At 73.8% G+C, this 25,300-nt stretch carries 27 protein-coding genes; 16 read left to right on the top strand and 11 right to left on the bottom strand.

Annotated elements, in window-relative coordinates:
* Nucleotides 1–535: 535 nt before the first annotated feature.
* The 4 genes from ACQY0Z_RS21410 to ACQY0Z_RS21395 form a co-directional block, all read right to left on the bottom strand.
* Entirely contained in the window at nucleotides 536–967 is a 432-nt protein-coding gene (locus ACQY0Z_RS21410) for a hypothetical protein (RefSeq protein ID WP_189901891.1), read from the bottom strand.
* A 28-nt stretch (nucleotides 968–995) separates the two neighbouring features.
* Nucleotides 996–1,220: a DUF5133 domain-containing protein gene (locus ACQY0Z_RS21405; RefSeq protein ID WP_189901893.1), complete on the bottom strand. Its 225-nt coding sequence runs from the start codon at nucleotides 1,218–1,220 to the stop codon at nucleotides 996–998.
* Between the two features lie 47 nt (nucleotides 1,221–1,267).
* Nucleotides 1,268–2,122: a SigB/SigF/SigG family RNA polymerase sigma factor gene (locus ACQY0Z_RS21400; protein ID WP_189901895.1), complete on the bottom strand. Its 855-nt coding sequence runs from the start codon at nucleotides 2,120–2,122 to the stop codon at nucleotides 1,268–1,270.
* 224 nt (nucleotides 2,123–2,346) lie between these two features.
* A complete protein-coding gene (locus ACQY0Z_RS21395; RefSeq protein WP_189901897.1) occupies nucleotides 2,347–2,790 on the bottom strand; it encodes an ATP-binding protein in 444 nt (147 codons plus the stop codon).
* A 146-nt stretch (nucleotides 2,791–2,936) separates the two neighbouring features.
* Here ACQY0Z_RS21395 and ACQY0Z_RS21390 point away from each other — a divergent pair, with 146 nt between their 5' ends.
* From ACQY0Z_RS21390 to ACQY0Z_RS21380, 3 genes are all read left to right on the top strand, one after another.
* The gene (locus tag ACQY0Z_RS21390) at nucleotides 2,937–3,167 is read left to right on the top strand and encodes a hypothetical protein (protein ID WP_189901899.1); all 231 of its coding nucleotides are present in this window, start codon (nucleotides 2,937–2,939) and stop codon (nucleotides 3,165–3,167) included.
* A 59-nt stretch (nucleotides 3,168–3,226) separates the two neighbouring features.
* Entirely contained in the window at nucleotides 3,227–4,693 is a 1,467-nt protein-coding gene (locus ACQY0Z_RS21385; protein WP_254585555.1) for an aminotransferase class I/II-fold pyridoxal phosphate-dependent enzyme, read from the top strand.
* A 333-nt stretch (nucleotides 4,694–5,026) separates the two neighbouring features.
* Entirely contained in the window at nucleotides 5,027–5,482 is a 456-nt protein-coding gene (locus tag ACQY0Z_RS21380; protein WP_189901903.1) for a cyclic nucleotide-binding domain-containing protein, read from the top strand.
* 73 nt (nucleotides 5,483–5,555) lie between these two features.
* Here the strand turns inward: ACQY0Z_RS21380 and ACQY0Z_RS21375 are convergent, their stop codons facing one another.
* Entirely contained in the window at nucleotides 5,556–6,854 is a 1,299-nt protein-coding gene (locus ACQY0Z_RS21375; RefSeq protein WP_189901905.1) for an MFS transporter, read from the bottom strand.
* 71 nt (nucleotides 6,855–6,925) lie between these two features.
* Entirely contained in the window at nucleotides 6,926–7,549 is a 624-nt protein-coding gene (locus tag ACQY0Z_RS21370; protein WP_439812677.1) for a LysE/ArgO family amino acid transporter, read from the bottom strand.
* Nucleotides 7,550–7,619: 70 nt separating this feature from the next.
* On the opposite strand from ACQY0Z_RS21370, the gene ACQY0Z_RS21365 reads away from it, so the two are divergent.
* Nucleotides 7,620–8,516, top strand: a complete 897-nt coding sequence (locus tag ACQY0Z_RS21365; RefSeq protein WP_189902155.1) for a LysR family transcriptional regulator ArgP — start codon at nucleotides 7,620–7,622, stop codon at nucleotides 8,514–8,516.
* Here the strand turns inward: ACQY0Z_RS21365 and ACQY0Z_RS21360 are convergent.
* Nucleotides 8,482–9,219 (bottom strand): TetR/AcrR family transcriptional regulator, encoded by a 738-nt coding sequence (locus ACQY0Z_RS21360; RefSeq protein WP_439812676.1) that lies wholly within the window; start codon nucleotides 9,217–9,219, stop codon nucleotides 8,482–8,484. The two genes, ACQY0Z_RS21365 and ACQY0Z_RS21360, sit on opposite strands and share 35 nt — an antisense overlap.
* A gap of 145 nt (nucleotides 9,220–9,364) precedes the next feature.
* Here ACQY0Z_RS21360 and ACQY0Z_RS21355 point away from each other — a divergent pair, with 145 nt between their 5' ends.
* A complete protein-coding gene (locus ACQY0Z_RS21355; protein WP_254585558.1) occupies nucleotides 9,365–10,585 on the top strand; it encodes a saccharopine dehydrogenase family protein in 1,221 nt (406 codons plus the stop codon).
* Between the two features lie 107 nt (nucleotides 10,586–10,692).
* Nucleotides 10,693–10,950, top strand: coding sequence for a WhiB family transcriptional regulator (locus ACQY0Z_RS21350; protein WP_189901913.1), 258 nt, complete (start codon nucleotides 10,693–10,695; stop codon nucleotides 10,948–10,950).
* Nucleotides 10,951–11,027: 77 nt separating this feature from the next.
* Here the strand turns inward: ACQY0Z_RS21350 and ACQY0Z_RS21345 are convergent, their stop codons facing one another.
* Complete coding sequence (locus ACQY0Z_RS21345; RefSeq protein WP_439812675.1) at nucleotides 11,028–11,477, bottom strand: DUF6098 family protein; 450 nt, start codon at nucleotides 11,475–11,477, stop codon at nucleotides 11,028–11,030.
* A 137-nt stretch (nucleotides 11,478–11,614) separates the two neighbouring features.
* Between ACQY0Z_RS21345 and ACQY0Z_RS21340 the strand changes: the two genes are divergently transcribed.
* Nucleotides 11,615–11,965, top strand: a complete 351-nt coding sequence (locus tag ACQY0Z_RS21340; protein WP_439812674.1) for a DUF488 domain-containing protein — start codon at nucleotides 11,615–11,617, stop codon at nucleotides 11,963–11,965.
* 10 nt (nucleotides 11,966–11,975) lie between these two features.
* Here ACQY0Z_RS21340 and ACQY0Z_RS21335 read toward each other — a convergent pair whose 3' ends face one another.
* On the bottom strand, nucleotides 11,976–13,649 hold the full coding sequence (locus ACQY0Z_RS21335; protein ID WP_347226332.1) for an FAD-binding dehydrogenase: 1,674 nt from the start codon (nucleotides 13,647–13,649) through the stop codon (nucleotides 11,976–11,978).
* Nucleotides 13,650–13,695: 46 nt separating this feature from the next.
* Nucleotides 13,696–14,301, bottom strand: a complete 606-nt coding sequence (locus ACQY0Z_RS21330; RefSeq protein WP_254585561.1) for a TetR/AcrR family transcriptional regulator — start codon at nucleotides 14,299–14,301, stop codon at nucleotides 13,696–13,698.
* A gap of 137 nt (nucleotides 14,302–14,438) precedes the next feature.
* Between ACQY0Z_RS21330 and ACQY0Z_RS21325 the strand changes: the two genes are divergently transcribed.
* The 4 genes from ACQY0Z_RS21325 (at nucleotide 14,439) to ACQY0Z_RS21310 (ending at nucleotide 18,492) form a co-directional block, all read left to right on the top strand.
* On the top strand, nucleotides 14,439–15,077 hold the full coding sequence (locus tag ACQY0Z_RS21325) for an alpha-ketoglutarate-dependent dioxygenase AlkB (protein ID WP_189901921.1): 639 nt from the start codon (nucleotides 14,439–14,441) through the stop codon (nucleotides 15,075–15,077).
* 91 nt (nucleotides 15,078–15,168) lie between these two features.
* Nucleotides 15,169–16,386, top strand: a complete 1,218-nt coding sequence (locus ACQY0Z_RS21320; protein ID WP_189901924.1) for an acyltransferase family protein — start codon at nucleotides 15,169–15,171, stop codon at nucleotides 16,384–16,386.
* Between the two features lie 53 nt (nucleotides 16,387–16,439).
* Entirely contained in the window at nucleotides 16,440–17,195 is a 756-nt protein-coding gene (locus ACQY0Z_RS21315) for an MBL fold metallo-hydrolase (RefSeq protein WP_254585563.1), read from the top strand.
* 64 nt (nucleotides 17,196–17,259) lie between these two features.
* Complete coding sequence (locus ACQY0Z_RS21310) at nucleotides 17,260–18,492, top strand: DUF4032 domain-containing protein (protein ID WP_019526760.1); 1,233 nt, start codon at nucleotides 17,260–17,262, stop codon at nucleotides 18,490–18,492.
* A 16-nt stretch (nucleotides 18,493–18,508) separates the two neighbouring features.
* Here ACQY0Z_RS21310 and ACQY0Z_RS21305 read toward each other — a convergent pair whose 3' ends face one another.
* Nucleotides 18,509–19,381, bottom strand: a complete 873-nt coding sequence (locus tag ACQY0Z_RS21305; protein WP_189901928.1) for a universal stress protein — start codon at nucleotides 19,379–19,381, stop codon at nucleotides 18,509–18,511.
* 243 nt (nucleotides 19,382–19,624) lie between these two features.
* On the opposite strand from ACQY0Z_RS21305, the gene ACQY0Z_RS21300 reads away from it, so the two are divergent.
* The 5 genes from ACQY0Z_RS21300 (at nucleotide 19,625) to ACQY0Z_RS21280 (ending at nucleotide 25,300) form a co-directional block, all read left to right on the top strand.
* Nucleotides 19,625–21,301: an FAD-dependent oxidoreductase gene (locus ACQY0Z_RS21300; RefSeq protein ID WP_439812673.1), complete on the top strand. Its 1,677-nt coding sequence runs from the start codon at nucleotides 19,625–19,627 to the stop codon at nucleotides 21,299–21,301.
* Nucleotides 21,302–21,312: 11 nt separating this feature from the next.
* Nucleotides 21,313–22,758: an ATP-binding protein gene (locus ACQY0Z_RS21295; RefSeq protein ID WP_189902159.1), complete on the top strand. Its 1,446-nt coding sequence runs from the start codon at nucleotides 21,313–21,315 to the stop codon at nucleotides 22,756–22,758.
* Nucleotides 22,755–23,108 (top strand): UBP-type zinc finger domain-containing protein, encoded by a 354-nt coding sequence (locus ACQY0Z_RS21290; protein WP_439812672.1) that lies wholly within the window; start codon nucleotides 22,755–22,757, stop codon nucleotides 23,106–23,108. Before ACQY0Z_RS21295 ends, ACQY0Z_RS21290 begins: the two co-directional genes overlap by 4 nt.
* Before the next feature lie 96 nt (nucleotides 23,109–23,204).
* Nucleotides 23,205–24,584, top strand: coding sequence for a CAP domain-containing protein (locus ACQY0Z_RS21285; RefSeq protein WP_439813373.1), 1,380 nt, complete (start codon nucleotides 23,205–23,207; stop codon nucleotides 24,582–24,584).
* A 38-nt stretch (nucleotides 24,585–24,622) separates the two neighbouring features.
* Nucleotides 24,623–25,300 (top strand): AIM24 family protein, encoded by a 678-nt coding sequence (locus tag ACQY0Z_RS21280; RefSeq protein ID WP_189901934.1) that lies wholly within the window; start codon nucleotides 24,623–24,625, stop codon nucleotides 25,298–25,300.

Below are 25,300 nucleotides of genomic sequence, written 5' to 3'. Positions count from 1 at the left end.
GCTGAGCCCCCCAGGGCGGCTGCGGCGATGTGGGGGCTGGTCGCGCAGTTCCCCGCGCCCCTGGGGAACTGGGCCTCCGGTGAGATCCTGAGCACAGCCGCGGCTACAGGGGCGCGGCGGAGTGGGGGCCGGTCGCGCAGTTCCCGCGCCCCCGTCGTGGCTGAGCCCCCCAGGGCGGCTGCGGCGATGTGGGGGCTGGTCGCGCAGTTCCCCGCGCCCCTGGGGAACTGGGCCTCCGGTGAGATCCTGAGCACAGCCGCGGCTACAGGGGCGCGGCGGCGTGGGGGCCGGTCGCGCAGTTCTCGCGCCCCCGTCGTGGCTGAGCCCCCGGGGCGGGTGCGGCCCCGGGGGGGGTGTTCGCGCAGTTCCCCGCGCCCCTGGGGAACTGGGCCTCCGGTGAGATCCTGAGCACAGCCGCGGCTACAGGGGTGCGGCGGCGTGGGGGCCGGTCGCGCAGTTCCCCGCACCCCTGGACGTGCGCCGGGGCCCCGGTCCGTGGATCCGGGGCCCCGGCGGTGAGGGGGAGGGAGGGGGTTCAGAAGTCCGTGGGGAGGCCGCTGGCCTCGGCGATGCCTCGTAGTTCCTCGTTCTGGCGGTGGCGGTCGCGGATGATGCCGGCGATCTCGCCCAGCCGGGAGGGATCCGCCGCGGTCTCCGCGTCGGTGACCACCCGCACCGGCCCGCTGTCGTCGTCGACGTCGAGCTCGACCACCTCGTTGTCCAGGCGGCCGGTGACCGCCGTGGCGATGACCAGGGCGGCCTCGTCGCGGACCTCCTGGGGCAGTTCCTCGTCCCCGCCGTCCAGCGCGAGGTCGAGGCCCGAGAGGCGGTGCTCGTCGATGGCCTCGAGGACCGGCTCCACCAGACGGAGCAGAAGCCGGTAGTCCTCCGTGTCCATCCGCACCCGCAGCAGGTCGAGATACACGTCCACGGGGCGGTTCTCCGGGGTGAACTCGGATTCGCTCATGGGCCTCGGGTTCCCTTCCTGCGTCGGGTCACACGGCGGCCGGTGCGGCCGCCGCAGTGTCGCGTCCGTCCTGCGTCAGCCAGGCGCGCGCCGTGGCGAGCGCCCTGCCCACGTCCCGGGTACCGGTCGTCACGCACAGGGTGTAGGCCAGGTCGGCGATCCGCGACTCGGGGGCAGCGGTCGCGGGGGTCGCCGTCAGGGTCTCGTACTCCTCGACGAGGCGGCGCAGCTCGGCGGGGTGGGGCTTCAGCATGGGACTCGCTTTCCTTGGCGGACGGTGCGGGGGGTCACGGGTGAAGCTCAGGCGGTGGGGCGGCCGCCGCCGCGGGCCGAGCGCTGGCCCAGCACGTCGGCCCGCACACGCGCGCAGCTGCGGCTGATCAGGCGGGAGACGTGCATCTGGGAGATGCCCAGCCGGTCGGCGATCCGGCTCTGGGTCATGTCCTCGAAGAAGCGCATGTAGAGGATGGCCCGCTCCCGCTCCGGCAGGCGCCGCAGCCCCTCCTTGGCCGACTCGCGGTCGACCACCACGTCGTAGGAGGAGTCGGAGGCGCCGAGGGTGTCGGCGAGGCTGTAGCCGTCGTCGTCGGAGGAGAGTTCGGCGTCCAGGGACAGGGTGCTGAAGCTCTCCAGCGCCTCCATGCCGGCGGACACCTCCTCCTCGGTCAGCCCGGTGTGCGCGGCGATGTCCGCGACGGACGGCTCGGGGCTGCCGGGGTTCTGGGTGAGCTCGCGGCGGGCGACGCGCACCTTGTTGCGCAGCTCCTGGATCCGGCGGGGCACGCGCAGCGCCCACATGCGGTCGCGGAAGTGCCGCTTGACCTCGCCGGTGATGGTGGGGACGGCGTAGCTCTCGAAGGCCCCGCGGCTCGGGTCGAACCGGTCGATGGCCTTGACCAGGCCGAGGGCCGCGACCTGGCGCAGGTCCTCGATGGACTCGCCGCGGTCGCGGAAGCGGCCGGCGATCCGGTGGGCCATGGGCAGCCAGGCGGTGACGAGTTCGTCGCGGACGGCGTCCCGCTCGGGTCCGTCCTCGAGGGTCGCCAGCCGGGCGAAGAGCGTCGTGGTGTCGGGGGCGTCGTCGTGCCGCCGACGGGTCGTGGCGGCGGTCGTTCCGGAGGAGCCGGGACGTGGTGCGGACGATTCAATGAGCATGCGGTTCAGCTCCCGAACGGTGGTTTCAGGGATCTACCGCGGGGTGGTCGTCGCGGGACGCACGGAGGAATCCGAGTCCCGGAGCGGTCGTACCACTCCCGTCGGCGCGCCTCCGGTCCGAAGCACGAACCTCCGATTGCCCCCGGTCCGGTAGAACAAACTCCACTTCTTCGCGGAAATTGCCGCGGAGTGCGCCGGGGGCCCGGGCAGGCGCCCGGGGCGGGTCAGACCAGGGAGACGAGGGCGGTGATCCGCTTGCCGCCGGCGGGCAGGTCGGACACCCGGACGTCGCGGGCCAGCCGGCACACGATGGGCCAGCCGTGGCCGCCGGGGCGGCGCCGGCCCTGGTCGTCGACGGCGGGCACGGCGACGGGCAGGGCGTCGCTGCGGTCGCTGACGGACAGCAGCACGCCGGGGCCGTCCACGTCGACCTCGAACCCGGTGACTCCCCCGCCGTGCAGGATCGCGTTGGTGGTGAGTTCGGAGGCGACGAGCAGCGCGTCGGCCAGCGCCTCGGTGTCGCAGGGCGTGCGGGTGGTGAGGCAGCGTTCGGTCACCGCCCGCAGCACGGCCTCGCGCACCTCGGCGGGCCGGGACGGGCACGGCTGCCCGGCGGGCCGGTCGCCGGGCGGCCGGACATCGGGTTCGGTGAGGTGCTCCTCGCTCATGGGGTGACTCCCTGGGTCGGGGACGGCGGTAGGTGGTTTTGCCTCGGACCTCCCTTTTCGGCTCACCTGTCACGGTTCCGGCAAACCTCCCGGGCCGTTTCCCGCCTGCCCCGTGATCGCACGCCCACCGCGGGTACCCGGGGCGCATGACCGATGTGGTGGACTCGGACGAACTGCTGCGGCGCATCCAGCGGGCGCGGGCCTGCGCGGCACAGGAGGAGCGGGCCTGGCGGGCCCGGGGCGAGCGGCTGGGCCGGGAGGGTCCGGGGGACGCCGCGGAGGCGCGGGACGCCGAGATCCGCACGGTGGCCTACGGGGTGGTGCTGAGGGTGCTGGACGAGATCCTCACGCCGGGCAAGCACGCGGCACCGGGCTGACCGGGCCGCCTCGAAGGGCGCGTGGATTGGCGACGGAGGCTTCGGGCACCCGGTCACGCATGACTGCCGATCACCACCGGGCACCGGTCCTGGAAGCGCTGGAGGAGTACCACCGCAGCGGACGGCTGGGGTTCACGCCCCCGGGCCACAAGCAGGCGCGGGGAGCGGATCCGGCGGTGCGCGAGATCCTCGGGGACGCCGTCTTCCTCGGCGACGTGCTGGCGACGGGCGGCCTGGACGACCGGCTGACCCGGGGCCGGGTGCTGCAGTCGGCGCAGAAGCTGATGGCCGACGCGGTGCACGCCGACCACACCTTCTTCAGCACGTGCGGCAGCTCCCTGTCGGTGAAGGCGGCGATGCTGTCGGTCGCGGGCCCGCACGAGAAGCTGCTGATCGGCCGGGACGCCCACAAGTCGGTGGTGTCGGGGCTGATCCTGTCCGGTGTCGAACCGGTGTGGGTGGAGCCGCGGTGGGACGCGGAACGGCATGTGGCGCACCCGCCGTCGGCCGCGGAGTTCGAGGCTGCCTTCGACGCGCATCCGGACGCGCGGGGCGCCCTGGTGACCAGTCCGACGCCGTACGGCGCGGCGGCGGCGCTGCGGGACATCGCCGAGGTGTGCCACCGGCGCTCGCGCCCGCTGATCGTGGACGAGGCGTGGGGCGCGCATCTGCCGTTCCATCCGGAGCTGCCGTCGTGGGCGATGGACGCGGGCGCGGACATCTGCGTGACCAGCATCCACAAGATGGGCAGCGGGCTGGAGCAGGGCTCGGTGTTCCATCTGCAGGGGGACCTGGTGCCGCCGGCGCTGCTGGGCACGCGCGCCGATCTGCTCGGCACGACCAGCCCCTCGGTGCTGATCTTCGCGGGTCTGGACGGCTGGCGTCGGCAGATGGCGCTGCGCGGCGAGGAGCTGATGGGGTCGGCCCTGGAGCTGGCGGGCGAGGTGCGGGCGGCGATCGAGGAGATCGACGGGATGCACGTGGACGGCCGCGACGACTACTGCGGGCCGGGTCTCGCCGACGACTTCGACCCGCTGCCGTGCGTGATCGACATCCAGGACCTGGGCATCACCGGCTACCGGGCGGCGGACTGGCTGCGCGAGCACCGCGCGGTCGACGCCCACCTGGTCGACCACCGCCGGATCGGCGCGCAGATCACGCACGGGGACGACCGGGAGACCGCCGGGGAGCTGCTGTCGGCGCTGCGCGAGCTGGGGCGGGCGGCGCCCGGGCTGCGCGGGGGTCCTCAGGTCGCGGTGCCGGAGCCGGGCGAGCTGCGGATGGAGCAGGCGATGCTGCCGCGGGACGCGTTCTTCGGGGCGGCCGAGGACGTGCCGGTGGAGAAGGCCGAGGGACGGGTCGCCGCGGAGATGATCACTCCGTACCCGCCGGGGATCCCGGCGGTGCTGCCGGGCGAGCGGCTGAGCGAGCCGGTGCTGCGCTACCTGCGGACGGGGCTGGAGGCGGGGATGTACCTGCCGGATCCGACGGACCCGGACCTGGAGACGGTGCGGGTCGTGGCATAGGGACCGTGCGGGTCGTGGCGTAGGGACCGTGCGGGTCGTGGCGTAGCGACCGTGCGGGTCGCCGCGTACGCCCCCGATTACGCGAACATCCCGTGAATGGTTTATCGTTCACTCATACGTGGTGACGGAGTCGACCAGACTCCTCCGGACACCACCGTTTACCGCCCTGGCTGGCTTCCCCCGTCCAGCCAGGGCTTTTTCATGCCTCGACCCGGCCCGGCCGCAGGTTTCCGGACCCGTTCCCTCCGCCGAGGTGCCCCGAACGGCGGCACAGGCTGAAATGAGTAGGGAGGGAAAGCACCCGGACCGCATCCCGGCGAGGAGCCCCGTCCCATGACCAAAGCGATCAAACTGCTGACCGCCCTCCCCCACCACCAGCGCGAGCGCCTGATGACGCTGGCCCGTGAGGTGTACTTCCCGGAGGACACCCGCATCTTCGAGTCCGGAGGGCACGCCGACCGCTTCTGGGTCATACGCTCCGGCGCCGTCTCCCTGGACCAGCGGCTGAACGAGGTGCAGCGGGTCACCGTCGCCGGGCTCGGCGCCGGCGACCTGCTGGGCTGGTCCTGGCTGTTCCCCCCGTACGAATGGGACTTCGGCGCGCTGGCGTTCAGCCCGGTCCGCGCCTACGAGTTCGACGCGGCGACCGTGCTCCGGCTGTGCGAGGCGGACACCGCGCTCGGGCTGTCGCTGGTCCGCTGTGTCGCCGAGGTGCTGGCGCACCGCCTGGAGATGACGCGTGGCCAGCTGATGGAGCAGTACGCGATGCGGCGCGGCTTCGTGGTGTAGCGGCGGTCGGACGTCGTGCTGCGGCGGCCGGACGTCGTGCTGCGGCGGCCGGACGTCGTGCTGCGGCGGCCGGTCAGACCCGGTAGCGGCGCAGCGCCGGCATCGCGGCGGCCAGCGCCAGCATCACCACGACGACCAGGATGCCGCCGCCCGTGACGGCCGCGCGGGGGCCGAAGGCGGACCCGGCGGTGCCGTGCAGCACGTCCGCCAGGCGGGGGCCTCCGGCCACGACGACGGTGAAGACGCCCTGCATGCGGCCGCGCATCTCGTCGGTCGCGGCGGACAGCAGGATCGCCCCGCGGAACACCATGGACACCATGTCCGCGACCCCGGCGAGGGCGAGGAAGGCGACCGCGAACCACAGGCTGCCGCTGAGCCCGAACCCGGCGATCGCCAGCCCCCACACCACGACCGAGCCGATCACCATCCAGCCGTGCCGGCGCGCCCGGGAGAACGTGCCGGAGAACAGTCCGCCCAGCACCGCGCCGACCGGGATCGCGGCGAACAGCAGGCCCAGCGCGAAGCCCTCCCCGTAGGGGGCGTACGTCTCGGAGGCGAGCTGCGGGAACAGGGCGCGGGGCATGCCGAGGACCATGGCGACGATGTCGGCGAGGAACGACAGCAGCAGCACCGCGTGCCCGGAGATGTAGCGGAAGCCCTCCAGGACGCCGCGCAGTCCGGCGCTCCCGGCCTTGGCGGCGGTGAGCGGCGGCAGGGCGGGCAGCCGGTACACCGCCCAGACGGTGACGCACAGCGCGAGGGCGTCGATCAGATACAGCTCGGCCAGCCCGATCACGGGGATCAGGGCGCCGGCGAGCAGCGGTCCGGCGATCTGGCCGGTCTGCATCACGGTGGAGCCGAGGGCGTTGGCGGCGGGCAGTTCGTCCGCCGGGACCAGGCGGGCGATGGAGGCGCTGCGGGCGGGCGCGTTCAGCCCCCAGAAGGCCTGCTGGAGGGCGAGCAGCAGCATCAGCGTCCAGACGGACTCCAGGCCGATGAAGGCCTGGACCCAGAACAGCAGCGACGTGACCGCGATGCCGGTGTTGGTGAGCAGCAGCAGTTTGCGGCGGTCCATGCTGTCGGCGATCGCGCCGCCCCACAGGGCGAACACGATCAGCGGCAGCAGTCCGGCGAGGCTCGCGGTGCCGACCCAGGCGGAGGAGCCGGTGATGTCGTAGATCTGCTTGGGCACCGCGACGGCGGTGAGCTGGCTGCCGACCGCGGTGACCACGGTGGAGGCCCACAGGCGGCGGTAGGCGGGGCGGCGCAGCGGGCGGGTGTCCATGGCGAACCGGCGCCAGCCGCGCGGTCCGCCCTTCTCCTGCTCGGCGTCCGGTGTGCGGGGCTCGGTACTGCTCTCGCTGGTGTCCACGACCGTCCTGGTTGGTGCTTACATCCACTTGGCCGGGACTCACTATGGCAGGCCGCCGGGGCGGCGCGTCCTCAGGCTCCCGCGATCAGCGTCACACCGAGGACGATCATGGTGGCGGCCACCAGGGCGTCCAGCACCCGCCAGGCGGCGGGGCGGGCCAGGAAACGGCCGAGCAGCCGCGCGCCGAAGCCGAGCGCGGCGAACCAGCAGAGGCTGGCCAGCACGGCCCCGACGCCGAAGGTCCAGCGCGCCGGGCCGTGGTCGGCGGCGACCGAGCCGACGAGGAACACCGTGTCCAGGTAGACGTGCGGGTTGAGCCAGGTCAGGGCGAGACAGGTGAGCACGGCCCGGCGCCGCGACCCGGCCGCCACCGCCCCGCCCTCCACCTCGAGGCCCGTGCCGGCCGGGCGGACCACCCTGCGCGCGGCCAGGGCGCCGTAGCCGAGCAGGAAGAGGCCGCCGATCCAGCCCACCACCGTCAGCGCCGCCGGCCACGCCACCACCACCGCCCCGACTCCGCCCACGCCGAGCGCGATGAGGACGGCGTCCGACAGGGCGCAGATGCCGACGACGGCGAGCACCGCGTCCCTGCGGATCCCCTGGCGCAGCACGAAGGCGTTCTGCGCGCCGATGGCGACGATGAGGGACAGTCCGGTGCCGAAACCGGCGAAGGCGGGGGCGAAAGCGCTGGGCATGGCGTCGACGTTAGGCCGGACGGCCCTGTTCAGTACAGCTAATGATTCTTACGTACTCTTAGCCGATGTGATGGAGGACCTTCCGCTGGACCAGGTACGGACGCTGCTCGCGGTGGTCGACGAGGGGACGTTCGACGCGGCGGCCGCCGCGTTGCACGTGACGCCCTCGGCGGTCAGTCAGCGGGTCAAGGCGCTGGAGCAGCGCACCGGGAGGGTGCTGCTGTCGCGCACCCGTCCGGTGCGGCCCACCGAGTCCGGTGAGGTGCTGGTGCGGCTGGCGCGGCAGGTGGCCCGGCTGGAGCGGGACGCGTACGCGGAGCTGGGGCTGAGCGGCGCCGGGGAGCCGACGCGGGTGTCGATCGCGGTGAACGCGGACTCGCTCGCCACCTGGTTCCTGGACGCGCTGGTCCGGCTGCCGGCCCGGTCCCGGCTCTGCTTCGAGCTGCGCCGGGAGGACGAGTCGCACACGGCGGCGCTGCTGCGCGAGGGGACGGTGATGGCCGCGGTGACCTCCTCCCCCGACCCGGTGCCGGGCTGCTCGGTGCGGCGCCTGGGGACGATGCGCTATCTGCCGGTGGCGCACCCGGAGTTCGCGGCGGAACTGCTGGCGGATCCGCTGGAGGAGTCGGTGGCGGCGGCGCCGGTGGTGGTGTTCGACCGGCGGGACGACTTCCAGGACGGGTTCGTGCGCCGGCTGACCGGAGGCCGCACGGGGGCGGGCACCTCGCGCCACTACGTGCCGACGTCGGAGGGGTTCGCCGAGGCGGTGGCGGCGGGGCTCGGCTGGGGCATGGTGCCGGAGGCGCAGGCGGTGCCGCTGCTGGAGGCGGGCCGGGTCGTGGTGTTCGCGCCGGGACGCGAGGCCGACGCGGCCCTGTACTGGCAGCAGTGGAAGCTGGACTCCCCCGCCCTCGCGGCGGTCGCCGACGCGGTCACGGAGACGGCGGCCCGGGCGCTGCATCCTTGACGCCGAGTTCTGCGAGCTCCCGTTCCGCGCTCGACAGCAGCATGTCCAGCGCCGTCGGGTAGGCGCTCTCGACCATCCGGGCGGCGAGCAGCGGGGCGGTCTCGGCGATGCGCGGATGGGTGGCGGCGGGCAGCCGGGCGTAGGTCGAGCGCCACATGTCCTCGTCGGCCCGCCGGGCCGCGTCGGGCAGCGCCAGGGAGGCGGCGTCGAGAGCGGCGAACGCCAGCGTGGTGTCGATGAAGGCCTGGTAGACGCGGACGGTGTCGGCGGGCGGAAAGCCGGCGGTGCGCAGCACGTCCAGGACCGCTTCGTCGGCGGCGAGTTCGTTGGCCCGGCCGGACACCCGGCTCGCGGTGAGGACGGCCGCCTGCGGGTGGGAGACGTAGGCGGCGTGGATGCGCAGGCCCAGGGCGCGCAGGTCGTGGCGCCAACGCCCGGTACGGCGCCAGCCGTCCAGCGCCTGGCCGATCAGCGCGTCTCCGATGGCGAGGGTCAGGTCGTCCATGCCGCGGAAGTACCGGTAGAGCGTGCTCGGGTCGCAGTCGAGGGCGAGTCCGAGGCGGCGGGCGGTCAGGCCCGCGCTGCCGTGCTCCCGCAGCATCCGCAGCGCGGTCTCCACGATCAGCCGCTCCGAGAGAACGACCCCGCTCCTGGTCGGCCTGCGGCGCCTGCGCCGCTCCTCGGGCACCACACGTTTGGCCATCGCCCCTCCTCGCTCCCGGCCCTCCCGGATCCTTATGCCAACGCCATTGACCTTACGTCCCGGCCCGGCGTTTCATCACGTCAGGGGCCCCGCAGAACATTCCGGATCCACGCGGATCCATGAGGACGAAAGGGAGTGCTCCGTCATGCGCGTACTGCTGGTGGGAGCGGGCGGTGTGGGGACCGCCGTCACCCGGATCGCGGCCCGGCGGCCGTTCTTCGAGCTGATGGTGGTGGCCGACTACGACCCGGCCCGGGCCGAGGCGGCGGTGACGGCGCTCGGCGCGGACGGCGACCGGTTCCGTGCCGAGCGGGTCGACGCCGGCGACGAGGCGCAGGTGACGGCGCTGCTGGAGCGGCACGGCTGCGACGTGCTGCTCAACGCCACCGACCCGCGGTTCGTGATGCCGCTGTTCCGCGCGGCGCGGGCCGGCGGCGCCACGTACCTCGACATGGCGATGTCCCTGTCCCGCCCGCACGGCGAGCGGCCGTACGAGGAGTGCGGTGTGAAGCTGGGCGACGAGCAGTTCGCGCAGGGCGCCGAGTGGGAGGCGGCCGGGCTGCTCGCGCTGGTCGGCATGGGCGTGGAGCCGGGTCTGTCGGACGTGTTCGCCCGGTACGCGGCCGACGAACTCTTCGACGAGATCGAGGAGATCGGCGTCCGCGACGGCGCGAACCTCACGGTGGACGGCTACGACTTCGCGCCGTCGTTCAGCATCTGGACGACCATCGAGGAATGCCTCAACCCGCCCGTGGTGTACGAGAAGGACCGCGGCTGGTACACCACCGAACCCTTCAGCGAGCCCGAGGTGTTCGACTTCCCCGAGGGCATCGGCCCGGTGGAGTGCGTGAACGTGGAGCACGAGGAGGTGCTGCTGGTGCCCCGCCGGGTGGACGCCCGCAGGGTCACCTTCAAGTACGGCCTGGGCCGCGAGTTCACCGACACGCTCCGCACGCTGCACCTGCTGGGCCTGGACCGCACCGAGCCGGTGACCGTGCCTGGACCCGACGGCCCCGTGAAGGTGTCCCCGCGGGACGTCGTCGCCGCCTGTCTGCCCGACCCGGCGACCCTCGGCGACCGCATGCACGGCAAGACCTGTGCGGGCACCTGGGTGCGCGGCACGAAGGACGGGGCGCCGCGCGAGGTGTACCTGTACCACGTGGTCGACAACCAGTGGTCGATGAGCGAGTACGGCTGCCAGGCGGTGGTGTGGCAGACCGCCGTCAACCCGGTCGTCGCGCTGGAGCTGCTGGCGACCGGCGCCTGGTCGGGGGCGGGCGTGCTCGGCCCGGAGGCGTTTCCGGCCGGTCCGTTCCTGGACCTCCTCACCGCGTACGGCTCGCCGTGGGGGCTGCGTGAGCAGTGACCGTTTCCACGCGGATCGCGCTGTTTCAGCGTGACTTGACAGGTCACCCGAAAGTCAGCAAGGCATCCGAAAGGGTGCGGACCTACTTCGGACGCAGGTGACTTTCGATGGACAACTGGCGGCACAGCGCGGCCTGCCGGACCGAGGACCCCGAGCTGTTCTTCCCGATCGGCACTTCCGGTCCTGCCCTGTTGCAGACCGAGCAGGCCAAGGCGGTCTGCCGTCGCTGCCCCGTGCGGGAGCAGTGTCTGGAGTGGGCGCTGGAGACCGGGCAGTCCATCGGCGTGTGGGGCGGCACGAGCGAGACGGAACGCCGCGCGCTCAAGCGGCGCATCGCGGCCCGCCGTTCGTCGGGCAGGGCCTGACGGACACGGCGGACGGTGTGCGGGCGTGACGGCGAGGGCGCGACCCGCGCGCGGCCCCCGGGCGGGCGGCCCGGCGGTCAGCGCGTGGCACGGCGGAGTGGCCCCCAGGGATTCTCCTGGCGGGCCACTTCCCTGTGCGCCTCCTCGATCACCTCGTCGGCGAGCCGGCACAGCGGGCGCACATCGGTGACCAGCGGCTCGTTGTCCGGGCCGCGCCCCGTCTCGCGGCCCTTGAGCACCCAGGGCCGGATGTCCGCGCCCTTCTCGCGCGGCAGATGCTCGTAGTCGTACAGCCGCCGCGCCACCCACAGCTCCGGGGAGCGGTCCTGCCACCACTCCTCGACGTCGAGCGGGTTCGCGCACAGGCCGGGCATGGCCACGCCGGTGAGGTCGTCGATGCTGGACACCGCGTGCAGGTCGACCGCGGGTCCCCTGGACCAGCGGACGTACAGTCCCCGCTCGTCCTCCACGAGCGCGGTGAGCTCGGCGAGCGTGCCGACGACCGGCAGGTCGTCCGTGGCCTCCATCCGTCAACTCCGGCGTCAGGGTTCCAGGCGGACGGAGTACCCGGTCCCCGCGGGGACGATGCGGGCGCCCCGCCCGTCGTGCCCGGTCCCGGGCGTCGCAGTAGGCTCGCAGCGATTCCGGCGGAAGGGGCCTCACCATGAGCGTGCGCGTGCGGCGTGTGTACGAACCGCCCGAGCCCGACGACGGGGTGCGGGTGCTGGTCGACCGGCTGTGGCCGCGCGGCCTGGCGAAGGACGCGGCCCGGGTCGACGAGTGGCCGAAGGGGCTGACCCCGTCCACGGAGCTGCGCCGCTGGTACCACGCCGACGAGGGCAGCTTCGACGAGTTCCGCGAGCGCTACGAGGCCGAACTGGCCGCCCCCGAGGCGGCGGAGCTGCTGGAGCGGGTGCGGGAGCTGGCCGGGAAGGGCGCGGTGACCCTGCGGACCGCCTCCAGGCAGCCGGAACGCAGTCACGCGGAGGTGCTGGCCCGGCTGCTCTCGGAGTGAGCGGACCGCCCTACGCCGTCTGCGCGGCCGCCGCCCTGCCCGCCGCGCGGCCCGAGAAGAGGCAGCCGCCGAGGAAGGTGCCCTCCAGCGCGTTGTAGCCGTGGACGCCTCCGCCCCCGAAGCCCGCGACCTCGCCGGCCGCGTACAGCCCCTCGACCGGGCTGCCGTCGGCGCGCAGCGCGCGGGAGTCCAGGTCGGTCTGGATGCCGCCGAGCGTCTTGCGGGTGAGGATGTGCAGCTTGACGCCGATCAGCGGGCCCGCGGCCGGGTCGAGGATGCGGTGCGGTGCGGCGACCCGGCCGAGGCGGTCACCGATGTAGCGGCGGGCGTTGCGGATGCCCTGCACCTGGGCGTCCTTGCTGTAGCCGTTGGCGAGCTGCAGGTCGCGCGCCTCGATCTGGCGCCGGACGAGGGCCGCGTCGAGCAGCGGCTCGTCGGTGAGGGCGTTCATCTTCTCGACGAGCTCCTCGACGGTGGCGGCGGTGACGAAGTCCGCGCCGTTGCGCAGGAAGGCGTCCACCGGGCCGGGCGCGCCCTTGCCGAGGACGCGTTCGCGCAGGAACCCGGCGCGGTCCTTGGCGGTGATGTCCGGGTTCTGCTCGGAGCCGGAGAGCGCGAACTCCTTCTCGATGATCTTCTGCGTGAGGACGAACCAGGAGTGGTCGTACGGGGCGATGTCCTCGGTGGTGCGCAGGTGCTTGAGCGTGCCGAGGGTGTCGTAGCCGGGCAGGCAGGGCTCGGGCAGGCGGCGGCCGAGGGCGTCGAACCACATGGAGGACGGGCCGGGCAGGATGCGGATGCCGTGGCCGGGCCAGATCGGGTCCCAGTTCCGGATGCCTTCGGTGTAGTGCCACATGCGGTCGCGGTTGACCAGCCGCACGCCCGCGCGGGCGCTGATGTCGAGCATCCGCCCGTCGACGTAGGCGGGGACGCCGGTGACCATCTCGCGCGGCGGGGTGCCCAGCCGCTCGGGCCAGTACTTCCGGACGATGTCGTGGTCCGCGCCGATGCCGCCGCTGGTGACGACCACGGCCTGCGCGGTCAGCTCGAACTCGCCGATCGCCTCACGGCTGGAGGCCACCCCGCGCGGTGCGTCGTCCTCGGCGAGGACGGTGCCGCGCACCCCGCGGGCGGCGCCGTCCTCCAGGACCAGCTCGTCGACGCGGTGGCGGTGGTAGAAGGTCAGCAGCCCGTCCCGCGCGGCCTCGCGGGCGTACCGGGTGAAGGGGGCGACGACGCCGGTGCCGGTGCCCCAGGCGATGTGGAAGCGGGGCACGGAGTTGCCGTGGCCGCCGGCCCGCAGGTCGCCGCGCTCGGCCCAGCCGACGGTGGGCAGGAAGGTGATGCCGTGGCCGTCGAGCCAGGACCGCTTCTCCCCCGCCGCCCACTCGACGTAGGCGCGCGCCCAGCGCCGCGCCCAGGAGTCCTCGTCGTCGGTGCGGTCGAAGGCGGCGCTGCCCTGCCAGTCGTTCCAGGCGAGCTCGAAGGAGTCCTTGATGCCGAGGCGGCGCTGCTCGGGCGACCCCACCAGGAACAGCCCGCCGAACGACCAGTAGGCCTGGCCGCCGAGGCTGGCGGCGTTCTCCTGGTCGACGAGGGCGACCCTGCGGCCCTTGCTGGTCAGTTCGTGGGCCGCGACGAGGCCCGCGAGGCCCGCTCCGACGACGATGACGTCGGCATCCATGGCGACCGTCCCTTCCTTGTCCTCCCGGAGACTTCGTCCGGGGTCTTCAACCGGTGAGCAGCGCGGTGAGCAGTTGTTTGAGCCAAGTCCGGGCGCGTTCGGTGTCCCGGTCCAGCAGCAGTTGGGCGGTGACGCCGTCGTAGGCGGCGATCACGGCGTGCGCGGCGCCCTCGGCGTCGCCGAGCACGGCGGGCAGCGCGGTGTGGCCGCGGGCCCGCTCCAGCCGGTCGGCGACGGCCCGCCGCAGCCGCGCCCGGTGGTCGAGGAGCATGTCCGCCACGCCGGGGTCGCGGGCGGCGTGCACCAGGAAGTCGGTCTTCACCAGCAGCCAGTCGCGGTCCAGCAGCAGCACCTCGGTGACCCGGTCGACGGCGGCGGCCACGTCGAGGTCGGGCCCGTCGGAGGCGAGGGCGCCGGCCACCTGCTCGGCGATCAGGTCGGCGCGCTGGGCGTAGAGCGCGAAGAACAGCTCGTCCAGGCCGGCGAAGTTGGAGTAGAAGGCGCCGCGCGTGTAGCCGGCGGCCTCGCAGATCTCCTCGATGGAGACGTGCCCGAAGCCCTTGGCGGCGAAGACGGTGAAGGCCGCGTCGAGCAGCTGGGCGCGGGTGCGCAGCCGGCGCGCGGTGACGCGCCCGGTCCCGGCGTCCGCCATGCCCTCCCCCTCCGCCCCGCGTTCGATACGGGAACGTATCCGATACACCGCTGTATCGAACAGCCCCCGGAACAGGGCGATCGACCGCCAGGAGATCGTTCTAGAACGTATTTTCGATTAGGGGTACGCTGGTCCCCATGAGCACGCACCACCTCCCGGCGCTCCAGGGCTCGCTCTTCGACCAGGACGACGAGCTGCGCCTCGGCCCGCTCGACGGCGTGCGCCGTACCGAACTCGGCCGGGGCGCCTGGATCGACCTGCTCCCCGGCTGGCTGCACGGCTCCGACGCGCTCTTCGACCATCTGGCCTCCGAGGTCCCCTGGCGGGCCGAGCGGCGCCAGATGTACGACCAGGTCGTCTCCGTGCCCCGGCTGCTCGCGTACTACGGCGCCGGCGCCCCGCTCCCCCACCCCGTCCTCACCGAGGCCCGCGACGCGCTCAGCGTCCACTACGCGGAGGAGCTGGGCGAGCCGTTCGCCACGGCCGGGCTCTGCTACTACCGCGACGGCCGGGACAGCGTCGCCTGGCACGGCGACCGCATCGGCCGGGGCGCCCGCGAGGACACCATGGTCGCCATCCTGTCGGTGGGATCGCCCCGTGACCTGCTGCTGCGGCCCATGGGCGGCGGCGAGACCGTGCGCCGGCCGCTGGGCCACGGCGACCTGGTGGTGATGGGCGGCTCCTGCCAGCGCACCTGGGAGCACTGCGTGCCGAAGAGCGCCAAGGCCGCCGGGCCGCGCATCAGCATCCAGTTCCGCCCGCGCGGGGTGAACTGACCGCCACCCGCCCCGTCCGGAACCGTGGCGGAAGCCTGTCCTCCTCCGGCGGGCCTCCCCCACACTGGGTCCACCCGGGCGGGGAGGAGCGATGGGCGCGGACACGGGGCCGCCGGGCGCGGGGCCCGGCCGGCGCGGCGAACTGGACGTGCTGCGCGGCCTCGTCGTGGTCGGCCTGGTCTTCTTCCACAGCGCCCTGGTGTTCTCCCCCGACGACGACTTCTACGTGAAGGACGCGACGACGACGGACGCCGTCACCGTGCTCGCCGGGTTCGGGGTGGTGTGGGCGATGCCCATGCTGTTCCTCGTCGCAGGGCTCGGCGCCCGGCACTCGGTCCGCCGCCGTGGCCCCGCCCGGTTCGCCCGGGAGCGGCTGCTGCGCCTGGGCGTCCCGCTGGTGGTCGGCACGGTCGTGCTGTGCCCGCTCCCCCAGTGGCTGCGGCTGCGCGCCGCCGACCCCGCGTACGACGAGCCGTACCCGACCTTCTGGGGGCGGTTCCTGAGCGTGCAGCCGGATCCAGCGGACTTCCCGTTCGTCCTGGAGGGCGAGCACTTCGAGACCGGGCACCTGTGGTTCGTCGTGCTGCTGCTCGCCTTCTGCCTGCTGCTCGCGCCGTTCGCCACGGCCCTGACCGGGCGGGCGGACCGCGCGGCCGAGGCCGTCCGGCGCAGGCCCGCGCTGCTTCTGCTGCCCGCGCTGCCGCTCGCCGCCGTGAACGCCCTGCTCGGCATGGAGGAGGACTACGCGGGCTGGAACCGCTGGGCCTACCTGCTGTTCTTCGCGTACGGCTTCCTCCTCGCGGACGACGAGCGGGTGCGGGTGCCGACGCGGCGCGCGGCGGTGCGGGCGGGCGTGGCCGGGGTGGTGCTGTTCGCCGGGACCGCGCCCGGCTTCGTCGCGGGCGACGACCCGTTCACCGCGTGGACCCCGGCCGCGCTGGCCACCCGCGCGCTGTTCGGGGCGGCCGGGTGGTGCTGGGTGCTGGCGATCCTCGGCCTGCTGGACCGTCGCCCCCGCTTCCGGCGGGGGATGCCGCCGTTCCTGGCGTATCCGGCCGTGGCCGCCCTCCCGTTGTACGTCCTGCACCAGCCGGTGGTGGTCGCCTACGCCTACGGTGTCGTCGGGTGGTCCGCGCCGGCGGGGGTGAAGTACGCGGTGATCGTGGCGGCCTCGCTGGTGACGGTGGTGCTGCTGTACGAACTCGGGGTGCGGCGGTGGGCGGTGACGCGGTGGCTGTTCGGGATGCGCCCCGCGCCCCGCGCGACGGCACGCCCGAAGGACGGACCACCGACCCCATCCGCCCCCTGATCTGCTTTCCTGTGCTCGTTCGACCGGGACGGGGCACGACACGCGAGGCGGCCATGAAGGCAACGGTGCGGCAGGTGGCGGACGGCACCTATCTGGTGCACGGCACGAGCACGAACTGGGTGATCCTGGCCGAGGGGGACGCCGTCACCCTGATCGACACCGGTTACCCCGGCGACCGCGCGGGGCTGCTCGGCTCGCTCGCGGAGGTGGGCGCGGCGCCGGAGGCGGTGGCGGCCGTGCTGATCACGCACGCGCACAACGACCACCTGGGCTCGGCCGAGTTCCTCAGCGTCGCCTACGGCACCCCGGTCCACACCCACAAGGAGGAAGTACCGCACGCGCGGCGGGATTTCCTGCACCAGGTGACCGTGGGGCGGGTGCTGCGCAACGGCTGGCGTCCCGGTGTGCTGCCGTGGGCCGCGCATGCCCTGCGCGCCGGCGGCACCGCGAACGTGGCGGTCACTTCTCCCCAGCCGTTCCCGGTGTCCGGCGAGGGCGAGCCGCTGGACCTGCCGGGCCGGCCCGTACCCGTGCACACGCCCGGCCACACCGCCGGGCACTCCGCCTTCCACCTGCCGCAGGTCGGGGCGGTGGTGTCCGGGGACGCCCTGGTCAGCGGGCACGCCGTGTCCCGTGTGCAGGGCCCGCAGATGCTGACCGACATGTTCCATCGCGAGCGGGTCCGCGCCGTACGCTCGCTGGACGTGCTGGCGGAGCTGGACGGCAACCTGCTGCTCCCCGGGCACGGCCCGGTCCACCGGGGTTCCGTGCGGGACGCCGCCCTGCTGGCCCGGGAGCGCGCGCAATAGGCTGAGGTGACGATCACCTTCGAGCCTTCGGGACGATCACACTCGAGACGAGGACACCGCCGCCATGGCACTGCAGATCAACGCCACCAACCCGGAGCACCCCGCGCTCCTGTTGGAACTGCCGTGGCACCTTCCGCTGGAGGAATGGCCCGACGAGTACCTGGTGCCGCTGCCGCGCGGCATCTCCCGGCACGTCGTGCGCTACGCCCGCGCGGGCGACGAGGTGGTCGCGGTGAAAGAGCTGGCCCAGCGTCCCGCGCTGCGCGAGTACGAGCTGTTGCGCGACCTGGACCGGCTCGGCATCCCCGCGGTGGACCCGCTCGCCGTGGTGACCGGCCGTACCGACCCGGAGGGGGAGCCGCTGGAGAGCGTGCTCATCACCCGGCACCTCCGCGGGTCCATGCCGTACCGGTCGATGTTCGAGACGACGATGCGGCCGGCCACCATGCACCGGCTGATGGACGCGCTCGCCGTGCTGCTGGTGCGGCTGCACCTGGCGGGCTTCGCGTGGGGCGACTGCTCGCTGTCCAACACGCTGTTCCGGCGCGACGCGGGCGCCTTCGCCGCCTACCTCGTGGACGCCGAGACCGGCGAGCTGCACCCCGAACTGACGCGCGGACAGCGGGAGTACGACCTGGACCTGGCGCGGGTCAACATCAGCGGCGAGCTGCTCGACCTGGAGGCGTCCGGCGCGCTGCACCCCTCCGTCGACCCGATCGACTTCGGCACCGAGATCTGCGCCCGCTACGAGGAGCTGTGGAAGGAGCTGACCCGCACCTCGGTGTACCCGGCGGGCAAGCACCACCACATCGAGCGCCGTATCCGCCGCCTGAACGAACTCGGCTTCGACGTGGCGGAGATGCAGATCGAGCACGCCTCCAACGGCGACACGGTCACCTTCGTGCCGAAGGTCGTGGACGCCGGGCACCATCAGCGCCAGCTGCTGCGGCTGACCGGTCTGGACACCGAGGAGAACCAGGCCAGGCGGCTGCTGAACGACCTGGAGAGCTGGATGGCCACCCAGGACGACTACGCCCCGGGCGACCCCCTCGGCGCCCGTCCCGAGGTGCTCGCCCACCGCTGGGTGCGCGAGGTGTTCCGGCCCACCGTGCGGTCCGTGCCGCCGGAGCTGCGCGGGCAGATGGACCCCGCGCAGATCTACCACGAGCTGCTGGAGCACCGCTGGTACCTGTCCGAGCGGGCCCAGCACGACATCGGTCTGGAGACCGCCGTCGAGGACTACATCCAGCGGGTGCTGCCGAAGCGGCGGGAGCCGCTGCGGCCCACGGAGGAGTAGCCGGGCCCGCCCCGGGTCAGGCGGGCGGGACGACCGCCACCGGGCAGTCCGCGTGGTGCAGCACGCCTCCCGCCACCGAGCCGATGCGTGCGCCCACGGCGGAGCGGCGGGCGCGGCGGCCGACGACCATCAGCTGGGCCGTGCCCGACACCGACAGCAGGACCTGGCCCGCGCTGCCCATCTCCACGTGCTCCACGACGTGCACGTCCGGGTAGCGCTCCCGCCACGGCGCGAGCGCGGCCGCCAGGTTCTTCCGCTCGAACGGCTCGAGCCCGCCGGCCTCGTCGAGGAGCTGGAGGGAGGAGGGGCTGTAGGCGAACACCGGCGGCAGGGTCCAGGCGCGCACGGCACGCACGGTCGCGCCGCGCCGGGCGGCGGTCTCGAAGGCGAAGCCGAGCGCGGCGGCGCTGTCCTCCGGGTCGCCCTCCTGACCGACGACGATCTCGTGCCCGGCCACCTCGTCGGAGGCCTTGTCACCGGCCCGGACGAACACCACGGGGCGCGCGGCGTCCACGATCACCTGCTGGCCGACCGAGCCCACCAGGAAGCCCATGAGCCGCCCGTGCCCGCGCGAGCCGAGCACCAGCATCTCGGCGTCGGCCGCGGCGGCGGTCAGGGTCTCCACGGCGTCGCCCTCCGGCACGTCCGTGGTGACGTCCAGGCCGCTGTGGCGTTCCCGGACGGTGCGGACCGCCTCCTCGGCGGCCTCCCGCACCCACCGCTCCTGGGCGGCCCTGTCACCGGTGTCCAGCGCGTCGTGCGCCTGGAACCGCCAGGCGTGCACGACCCGGAGGGGCAGGTCCCGGCGGACCGCCTCCCGGGCCGCCCAGGCCAGCGCGGCGAGGCTCTCCTCGCTGCCGTCGATCCCTGCCGTGATCGGCCGCGTCATGCCGTTCCTCCCGGAGTCGTGTTCCTGCGCGTCCAGTCTTCCCTACCGGGCCGCCGCCCCCGCACCGCGGTCACCACGGTCACCGGGTGCGGCGTCCCGCACGCCCGCCTTCCCGCGCGGACCCCGCGCACGCCCGCGCGCCCGGCGGCGACCGCACCTACGATGGGCAGCGGGCCGGTGCGCAGGCCGTGACGGGAATCTCGGCCCGCCGCGCCGGGGATCCGACCACGCTGTGGGGGACGCATGGCACAGCCCGCCGACGCCGCCCGGACCGTCATCATGACCGTGGACGACGACCCGGGTGTCTCCCGCGCCGTGGCCCGGGACCTCAGGCGGCGCTACGGGGCGTCGTACCGGATCGTGCGCGCCGAGTCCGGCGAGTCCGCGCTGGAGGCGCTGCGCGAACTGAAGCTGCGCGGCGACCTGGTGGCGGCGATCCTCGCCGACTACCGGATGCCGCGGATGAACGGCATCGAGTTCCTGGAGCGCGCCATGGACGTGCACCCGGGGGCCCGCCGGGTGCTGCTCACCGCGTACGCGGACACCGGCGCCGCCATCGACGCGATCAACGTGGTCGACCTCGACCACTATCTGCTCAAGCCGTGGGACCCGCCCGAGGAGAAGCTGTACCCGGTGGTGGACGACCTGCTGGAGGCGTGGAAGCGCAGCGACCACCGGCCCGTGCCCAGCACCAAGGTGGTCGGGCACCGCTGGTCGGCGCGCTCCTCCGACGTGCGGGAGTTCCTCGCCCGCAACCAGGTGCCCTACCGCTGGTACTCCTGCGACGAGCCCGAGGGACGGCGGCTGCTGGCGGCGGCGGACGAGGACGGGATGCGGCTGCCGCTGGTGATCACCCCGGACGGGACGCCGCTGGTGCAGCCGGAGCCCGCCGACCTGGCCGCGCACGTGGGTCTCGCCACCACGCCGGCGTCCGACTTCTACGACCTGGTGGTGATCGGCGGCGGTCCCGCAGGGCTCGGCGCGGCCGTGTACGGGGCGTCGGAGGGGCTGCGCACGGTGCTGGTGGAGCGGTCGGCGACCGGCGGGCAGGCGGGGCAGAGCTCGCGGATCGAGAACTACCTGGGCTTCCCCGACGGGGTGTCGGGGGCGCAGCTCACCGAGCGGGCCCGGCGGCAGGCCACCCGGTTCGGCGCGGAGATCCTCACCGCGCGGGAGGTGACAGGCCTGGACGTGGGCGGCGCGGCCCGGGTGGTGCGGTTCTCCGACGGGTCGCAGGTCGCCGCGCACAGCGTGATCCTGGCGACCGGGGTGTCCTACCGGCGGCTCGCGGCGCCGGGCTGCGACGAACTGGGCGGCTGCGGCGTCTACTACGGCTCCTCCCTCACCGAGGCGCCCGCCTGCCAGGGCCAGGACGTGTACATCGTGGGCGGCGCCAACTCGGCCGGGCAGGCGGCGATGTACCTGTCCCGGTTCGCCAAACAGGTGACGCTGCTGGTGCGCGGCCCGGACCTGTCCGCGTCGATGTCGTACTACCTGATCGAGCAGATCGGCCGGGTGCCGAACATCGCGGCGCGGTGCGGCACGGTCGTCGAGGAGGCGCACGGCGACGGCCATCTGGAGCGGCTGACGCTGCGCGAGACGGACAGCGGTCAGACCGACGTGGTGGACGCGCAGTGGCTGTTCGTGTTCATCGGGGCCGCCCCGCTGACCGACTGGCTGGACGGCACCGTGCTGCGCGACGGGCGCGGCTTCATCCTGGCCGGGCCCGACCTGACCGCCGACGGGCGCCCGCCGGACGGCTGGGAGCTGGACCGGCCGCCGTACCACCTGGAGACCAACGTGCCCGGCGTGTTCGTCGCGGGCGACGCGCGCGCGGAGTCCGCCAAGCGGGTCGCCTCCGCCGTCGGAGAGGGAGCCATGGCCGTGATGCTCGTCCACCGATACCTGGAGCAGTCGTGAGCGCGCAGCCGATGGAGTGCCTGCCGGACGAGATCGGCTCCCTGTTCCTGTTCGAGAAGCTCACCCCCGAGCAGCTCGGGCGGCTGTGCGAGGCCGGCCGGGTGGAGCGGTACGAGCCCGGCACCGTGTACGCCGAGGGCGACCCGGCCACCTGCTTCTACGTGATGGTGGAGGGCACGGTCGTGCTGTCCCGGCGGGTCGGCGGGGACGACGTGGAGGTCACCCGCACCTCGCAGCGCGGGGTGTACGCGGGGGCGATGCAGGCGTACCTCGGCGACCGGGTGCCGCAGGTCTACAACAACTCGCTGCGGGTGACGGAACCGACGCGGTTCTTCGTGCTGCCGGCGGACACGTTCGCGGACATCATGCGGGACTGGTTCCCGATGGCGGTGCATCTGCTGGAGGGGCTGTTCTTCGGGGTGAAGAGCACCCAGCAGGCGGTCGGTCAGCGGGAGCGGCTCCTCGCCCTGGGCTCGCTGTCCGCGGGGCTCACCCACGAGCTCAACAACCCGGCCGCGGCGGCCGTGCGGGCGACGGCGACGCTGCGCGAGCGGGTGGGGAAGATGCGCCGCAAGCTGCGGATCATCTCCGAGGGCGCCTACGACCGGGAGACGCTGGCGGGGCTGATCGAGATCCAGGAGCGCACGGCCGAGCGGGTCGCGAAGGCCCCGGTGCTCAGCCCGCTGGAGGCGTCCGACCGGGAGGACCTCCTGGCCGACTGGCTGGACGACCACGGCGTGGAGGAGGGCTGGCGGATCGCCCCCACCTTCGTGCAGGCCGGGCTGGACACGGACTGGCTGGAGCAGGTGGCCGCGGCCGTGGACGAGGAGACGCTGCCGAGCGCGGTCGGCTGGCTCAACTACACCGTGGAGACCGAGCTGCTCATGGACGAGATCCAGGACAGCGCGGCCCGCGTCTCCCATCTGGTCGACGCCGCCAAGCAGTACTCGCAGCTCGACCGCGCCCCCTTCCAGGTCGCCGACGTGCACGAACTCCTCGACTCCACCCTGCTGATGCTGTCCGGGAAGCTGGGCCGGGGCATCCGGGTGGTCAAGGACTACGACCGCACCCTGCCTCGCGTCCCGGCGTACCCGGCGGAGCTGAACCAGGTGTGGACCAACCTCGTCGACAACGCGGTCGCGGCGATGCGCGAGACGGACGGGGAGGGCACGCTGACCGTGCGCACGGCGCGGGAGAACGACCGGCTGCTGGTGGAGTTCGGCGACACCGGACCCGGCATCCCGGCGGAGATCCGCGACCGGGTGTTCGACCCGTTCTTCACCACCAAGCCCGTGGGCGAGGGCACCGGGCTGGGCCTGGACATCTCCTGGCGGATCGTGGTCAACAAGCACCACGGCAGCCTCCGGTTCGACTCCGAGCCGGGCGACACCCGCTTCCAGGTGCTCCTGCCGCTCACCGCTCCCGCCTCCGACCATCCACAGGAGGAGCCCGTATGACCACCGAACACGCCATCGACCCCAGCGTGCCCCCCTCGGGCGCGGGCTGCGCCGACTGCGACGCCGTGGGCGGCTGGTGGTTCCATCTGCGGCGGTGCGCGCAGTGCGGCAACATCGGCTGCTGCGACAGCTCGCCCGGACAGCACGCCACCGCCCACTTCCGGGCCACCGGACACCCGGTGGTGCGCAGTTACGAACCGGGCGAGGACTGGTTCTGGAACTACGCCACCAACGAGCTGTACGAGTCGGGTCCGCCCCTCGCGCCGCCGGTCAGCCACCCGGTTGACCAGCCCGTCCCCGGCCCCGCGGGCCGGGTCCCCGCCGACTGGGCGCGCGCCCTGCGCCGCTGAGCCGCGGCGCCCCGCCGGCCCGGGAACCCGGGGGCATCGCCCGTCGTTGTCCGGACACCCCCACACATGTCGGACGACGGCGAACAGGGCGGTGCCATGAGCGAGTTGGTCCCCGGCGGCAACATCCCGCTCCCGGGCGGCACGGTGACGGTCCGGGTGCCGGGGCCGTTCGACGTGTCCGCGCTGATCACGGACGACGGCCGGAAGGTGGCCGGGGACGCCGACTTCGTCTTCTACAACCAGCCCTCCGCGCCCGGCGCGCGCCTCGGCGGCGACACGCTCGTCGTCGATCCGGCGGCGCTGCGCGCGGGCGCCACCCGGGTCACGGTCGCCGTCAGCCCCGAGGAGCCCGGCACCCCGCTCAGCGCCCTGCCCGCCCCCGTCCTGGAGGTCGCCGGCCCCGGCGGGCGCGCCCTGGCCCGCTTCCGCCCGCCGCGCCCCGACCGGGAGACGGTGCTGCTGCTCGCGGAGATCTACCGGCGCGGGGACGGCTGGAAGCTGCGCGCCCTCGGGCAGGGGTACGCGGACGGACTGGCCGGTCTCGCCCGGGACTTCGGCGTCGACGTGGAGGACGACGAGGGCGCGGTGTCCACCCGTACCGCCCCGGTCGTCACCGGCAGGGCGCCGGTGAGTCCCGCCACGGTGGGCCGGCCCGCCCCCCGCGCGCATCCGGTGGTGCCGCCGCGTCCTGCGGCCCCGCCGTCCGCCGGGGACGACTTCCTGGCCCTGGTCAACTCCGCGCGCCGGACGGCCGGTTCGCCGCCGGTGTCGCACGACGGGCGGCTGGCGGAGGCGGCCCGGCAGCACGCGCGGGCGATGGCGCGCGGCGGGCGGCTCGGCGTGGAGGGCCCGGACGGCGTCTCCGTGCACCAGCGGGTGGTCTCCGCCGGCTATCCGTATCTCACCGTCGGGGAGCACCTGGTGTCCGGGCCGCTCTCCGTGGACCGGTTCGTGGGCCACTGCCTGCGGCACGAGGCGGCCCGGCGCACGGTGTGCGACCCGGCGTTCACGCACGCCGCCGTGGCCTCCTGCGAGGGCGCCGGGGACACGTACTGGACGGCGCTGTGGGCGCGTCCGCTCACCCCGGAGGGCCTGGACCGCACGGCGGCGGAGGTCGTGGAGCTGACCAACCGGGAGCGCGCGCGGGCCGGCCTTCCGCCGCTGTCCCGTGACCCGCTGCTGACGACGGCCGCGCAGGCGCACAGCGCCGACATGGTGGCCCGCGACTTCTACGCGCACACCGCGCCGGACGGCGGCAGACCCTGGGACCGGGCCGCCGCCGCGGGCTCCCGGTGCCGCACGGTCGGCGAGAACATCGCGTGCGGGCAGCGGTCGGCGGCCGAGGTGGTGCGCGGCTGGATGAACAGCCCCGGCCACCGGGCGAACATCCTCAAGCCGGAGTTCACACGCATCGGCGTCGGCTTCGCGGGCGGCGGCCGGGCGGGCACGTACTGGACGCAGTTGTTCGGCGGTTGACACCCGCTCCCCCTGCCGCGCGGGAAAGGATGGCCCCCATGATGGGTGACCTGTTTTCCAGTGAGCACATGGTGCGGCCGGCCACGGCCCCGGGCATGACGGTGGAGAACGCCAAGTGCCTGCGCTACACCGTCGACGGCGAGATGCTCGCCCGCCAGGGCGCGATGGTCGCCTACCGCGGCGACCTCCGGTTCGAGCGCAAGGGCCAGGGCGTGGGCGGCATGCTCAAGCGCGCGGTGACCGGGGAGGGGCTGCCGCTGATGGCCGTGCGCGGGCAGGGCGAGGCGTGGTTCGCGCAGGAGGCGCAGAACTGCTTCGTCGTCGAGATCGGCCCCGGCGACGAGTTCACCGTCAACGGCCGCAACGTGCTGTGCTTCGACGCCACGCTGTCCTACCGCATCTCCACCGTGAAGGGCGCCGGCGTCACCGGCGGCGGCCTCTTCAACAGCGTGTTCACCGGGCACGGCAAGCTCGGCCTGGTCTGCGAGGGCAGCCCCCTGGTGATCCCGGTGACGCCGGAGAGCCCGGTGTACGTGGACACGGACGCGGTCGTCGGCTGGACGGCCGGCCTGTCCACCTCGCTGCACCGCTCGCAGTCTCTGGGCTCGATGCTGCGCGGCGGCTCCGGCGAGGCCGTGCAGCTGGTGCTGCAGGGGCAGGGGCACGTCGTGGTGCGGCCCAGCGAGGCGCCGCCGCACAAGGCGCAGCAGCGCTGA

This window comes from Streptomyces sp. P9-2, assembly GCF_051903975.1.
Classification (GTDB): domain Bacteria; phylum Actinomycetota; class Actinomycetes; order Streptomycetales; family Streptomycetaceae; genus Streptomyces; species Streptomyces cellulosae.
This window is presented reverse-complemented; position numbering and strand designations above follow the sequence as displayed.

What these genes read in the sequence shown, in the direction of transcription:
- ACQY0Z_RS21315 (WP_254585563.1), top strand. Translation starts at nt 16,440, where the DNA reads ATGAAGGCAACGGTGCGGCAGGTGGCGGACGGCACCTATCTGGTGCAC.
- ACQY0Z_RS21350 (WP_189901913.1), top strand. Translation starts at nt 10,693, where the DNA reads ATGGACAACTGGCGGCACAGCGCGGCCTGCCGGACCGAGGACCCCGAG.
- ACQY0Z_RS21390 (WP_189901899.1), top strand. Translation starts at nt 2,937, where the DNA reads ATGACCGATGTGGTGGACTCGGACGAACTGCTGCGGCGCATCCAGCGG.
- ACQY0Z_RS21405 (WP_189901893.1), bottom strand. Translation starts at nt 1,220, where the DNA reads ATGCTGAAGCCCCACCCCGCCGAGCTGCGCCGCCTCGTCGAGGAGTAC.
- ACQY0Z_RS21365 (WP_189902155.1), top strand. Translation starts at nt 7,620, where the DNA reads ATGGAGGACCTTCCGCTGGACCAGGTACGGACGCTGCTCGCGGTGGTC.
- ACQY0Z_RS21360 (WP_439812676.1), bottom strand. Translation starts at nt 9,219, where the DNA reads ATGGCCAAACGTGTGGTGCCCGAGGAGCGGCGCAGGCGCCGCAGGCCG.
- ACQY0Z_RS21295 (WP_189902159.1), top strand. Translation starts at nt 21,313, where the DNA reads ATGGAGTGCCTGCCGGACGAGATCGGCTCCCTGTTCCTGTTCGAGAAG.
- ACQY0Z_RS21280 (WP_189901934.1), top strand. Translation starts at nt 24,623, where the DNA reads ATGATGGGTGACCTGTTTTCCAGTGAGCACATGGTGCGGCCGGCCACG.
- ACQY0Z_RS21305 (WP_189901928.1), bottom strand. Translation starts at nt 19,381, where the DNA reads ATGACGCGGCCGATCACGGCAGGGATCGACGGCAGCGAGGAGAGCCTC.
- ACQY0Z_RS21370 (WP_439812677.1), bottom strand. Translation starts at nt 7,549, where the DNA reads ATGCCCAGCGCTTTCGCCCCCGCCTTCGCCGGTTTCGGCACCGGACTG.
- ACQY0Z_RS21385 (WP_254585555.1), top strand. Translation starts at nt 3,227, where the DNA reads ATGACTGCCGATCACCACCGGGCACCGGTCCTGGAAGCGCTGGAGGAG.
- ACQY0Z_RS21380 (WP_189901903.1), top strand. Translation starts at nt 5,027, where the DNA reads ATGACCAAAGCGATCAAACTGCTGACCGCCCTCCCCCACCACCAGCGC.
- ACQY0Z_RS21395 (WP_189901897.1), bottom strand. Translation starts at nt 2,790, where the DNA reads ATGAGCGAGGAGCACCTCACCGAACCCGATGTCCGGCCGCCCGGCGAC.
- ACQY0Z_RS21400 (WP_189901895.1), bottom strand. Translation starts at nt 2,122, where the DNA reads ATGCTCATTGAATCGTCCGCACCACGTCCCGGCTCCTCCGGAACGACC.
- ACQY0Z_RS21330 (WP_254585561.1), bottom strand. Translation starts at nt 14,301, where the DNA reads ATGGCGGACGCCGGGACCGGGCGCGTCACCGCGCGCCGGCTGCGCACC.
- ACQY0Z_RS21410 (WP_189901891.1), bottom strand. Translation starts at nt 967, where the DNA reads ATGAGCGAATCCGAGTTCACCCCGGAGAACCGCCCCGTGGACGTGTAT.
- ACQY0Z_RS21335 (WP_347226332.1), bottom strand. Translation starts at nt 13,649, where the DNA reads ATGGATGCCGACGTCATCGTCGTCGGAGCGGGCCTCGCGGGCCTCGTC.
- ACQY0Z_RS21290 (WP_439812672.1), top strand. Translation starts at nt 22,755, where the DNA reads ATGACCACCGAACACGCCATCGACCCCAGCGTGCCCCCCTCGGGCGCG.
- ACQY0Z_RS21345 (WP_439812675.1), bottom strand. Translation starts at nt 11,477, where the DNA reads ATGGAGGCCACGGACGACCTGCCGGTCGTCGGCACGCTCGCCGAGCTC.
- ACQY0Z_RS21355 (WP_254585558.1), top strand. Translation starts at nt 9,365, where the DNA reads ATGCGCGTACTGCTGGTGGGAGCGGGCGGTGTGGGGACCGCCGTCACC.
- ACQY0Z_RS21340 (WP_439812674.1), top strand. Translation starts at nt 11,615, where the DNA reads ATGAGCGTGCGCGTGCGGCGTGTGTACGAACCGCCCGAGCCCGACGAC.
- ACQY0Z_RS21320 (WP_189901924.1), top strand. Translation starts at nt 15,169, where the DNA reads ATGGGCGCGGACACGGGGCCGCCGGGCGCGGGGCCCGGCCGGCGCGGC.
- ACQY0Z_RS21325 (WP_189901921.1), top strand. Translation starts at nt 14,439, where the DNA reads ATGAGCACGCACCACCTCCCGGCGCTCCAGGGCTCGCTCTTCGACCAG.
- ACQY0Z_RS21310 (WP_019526760.1), top strand. Translation starts at nt 17,260, where the DNA reads ATGGCACTGCAGATCAACGCCACCAACCCGGAGCACCCCGCGCTCCTG.
- ACQY0Z_RS21285 (WP_439813373.1), top strand. Translation starts at nt 23,205, where the DNA reads ATGAGCGAGTTGGTCCCCGGCGGCAACATCCCGCTCCCGGGCGGCACG.
- ACQY0Z_RS21300 (WP_439812673.1), top strand. Translation starts at nt 19,625, where the DNA reads ATGGCACAGCCCGCCGACGCCGCCCGGACCGTCATCATGACCGTGGAC.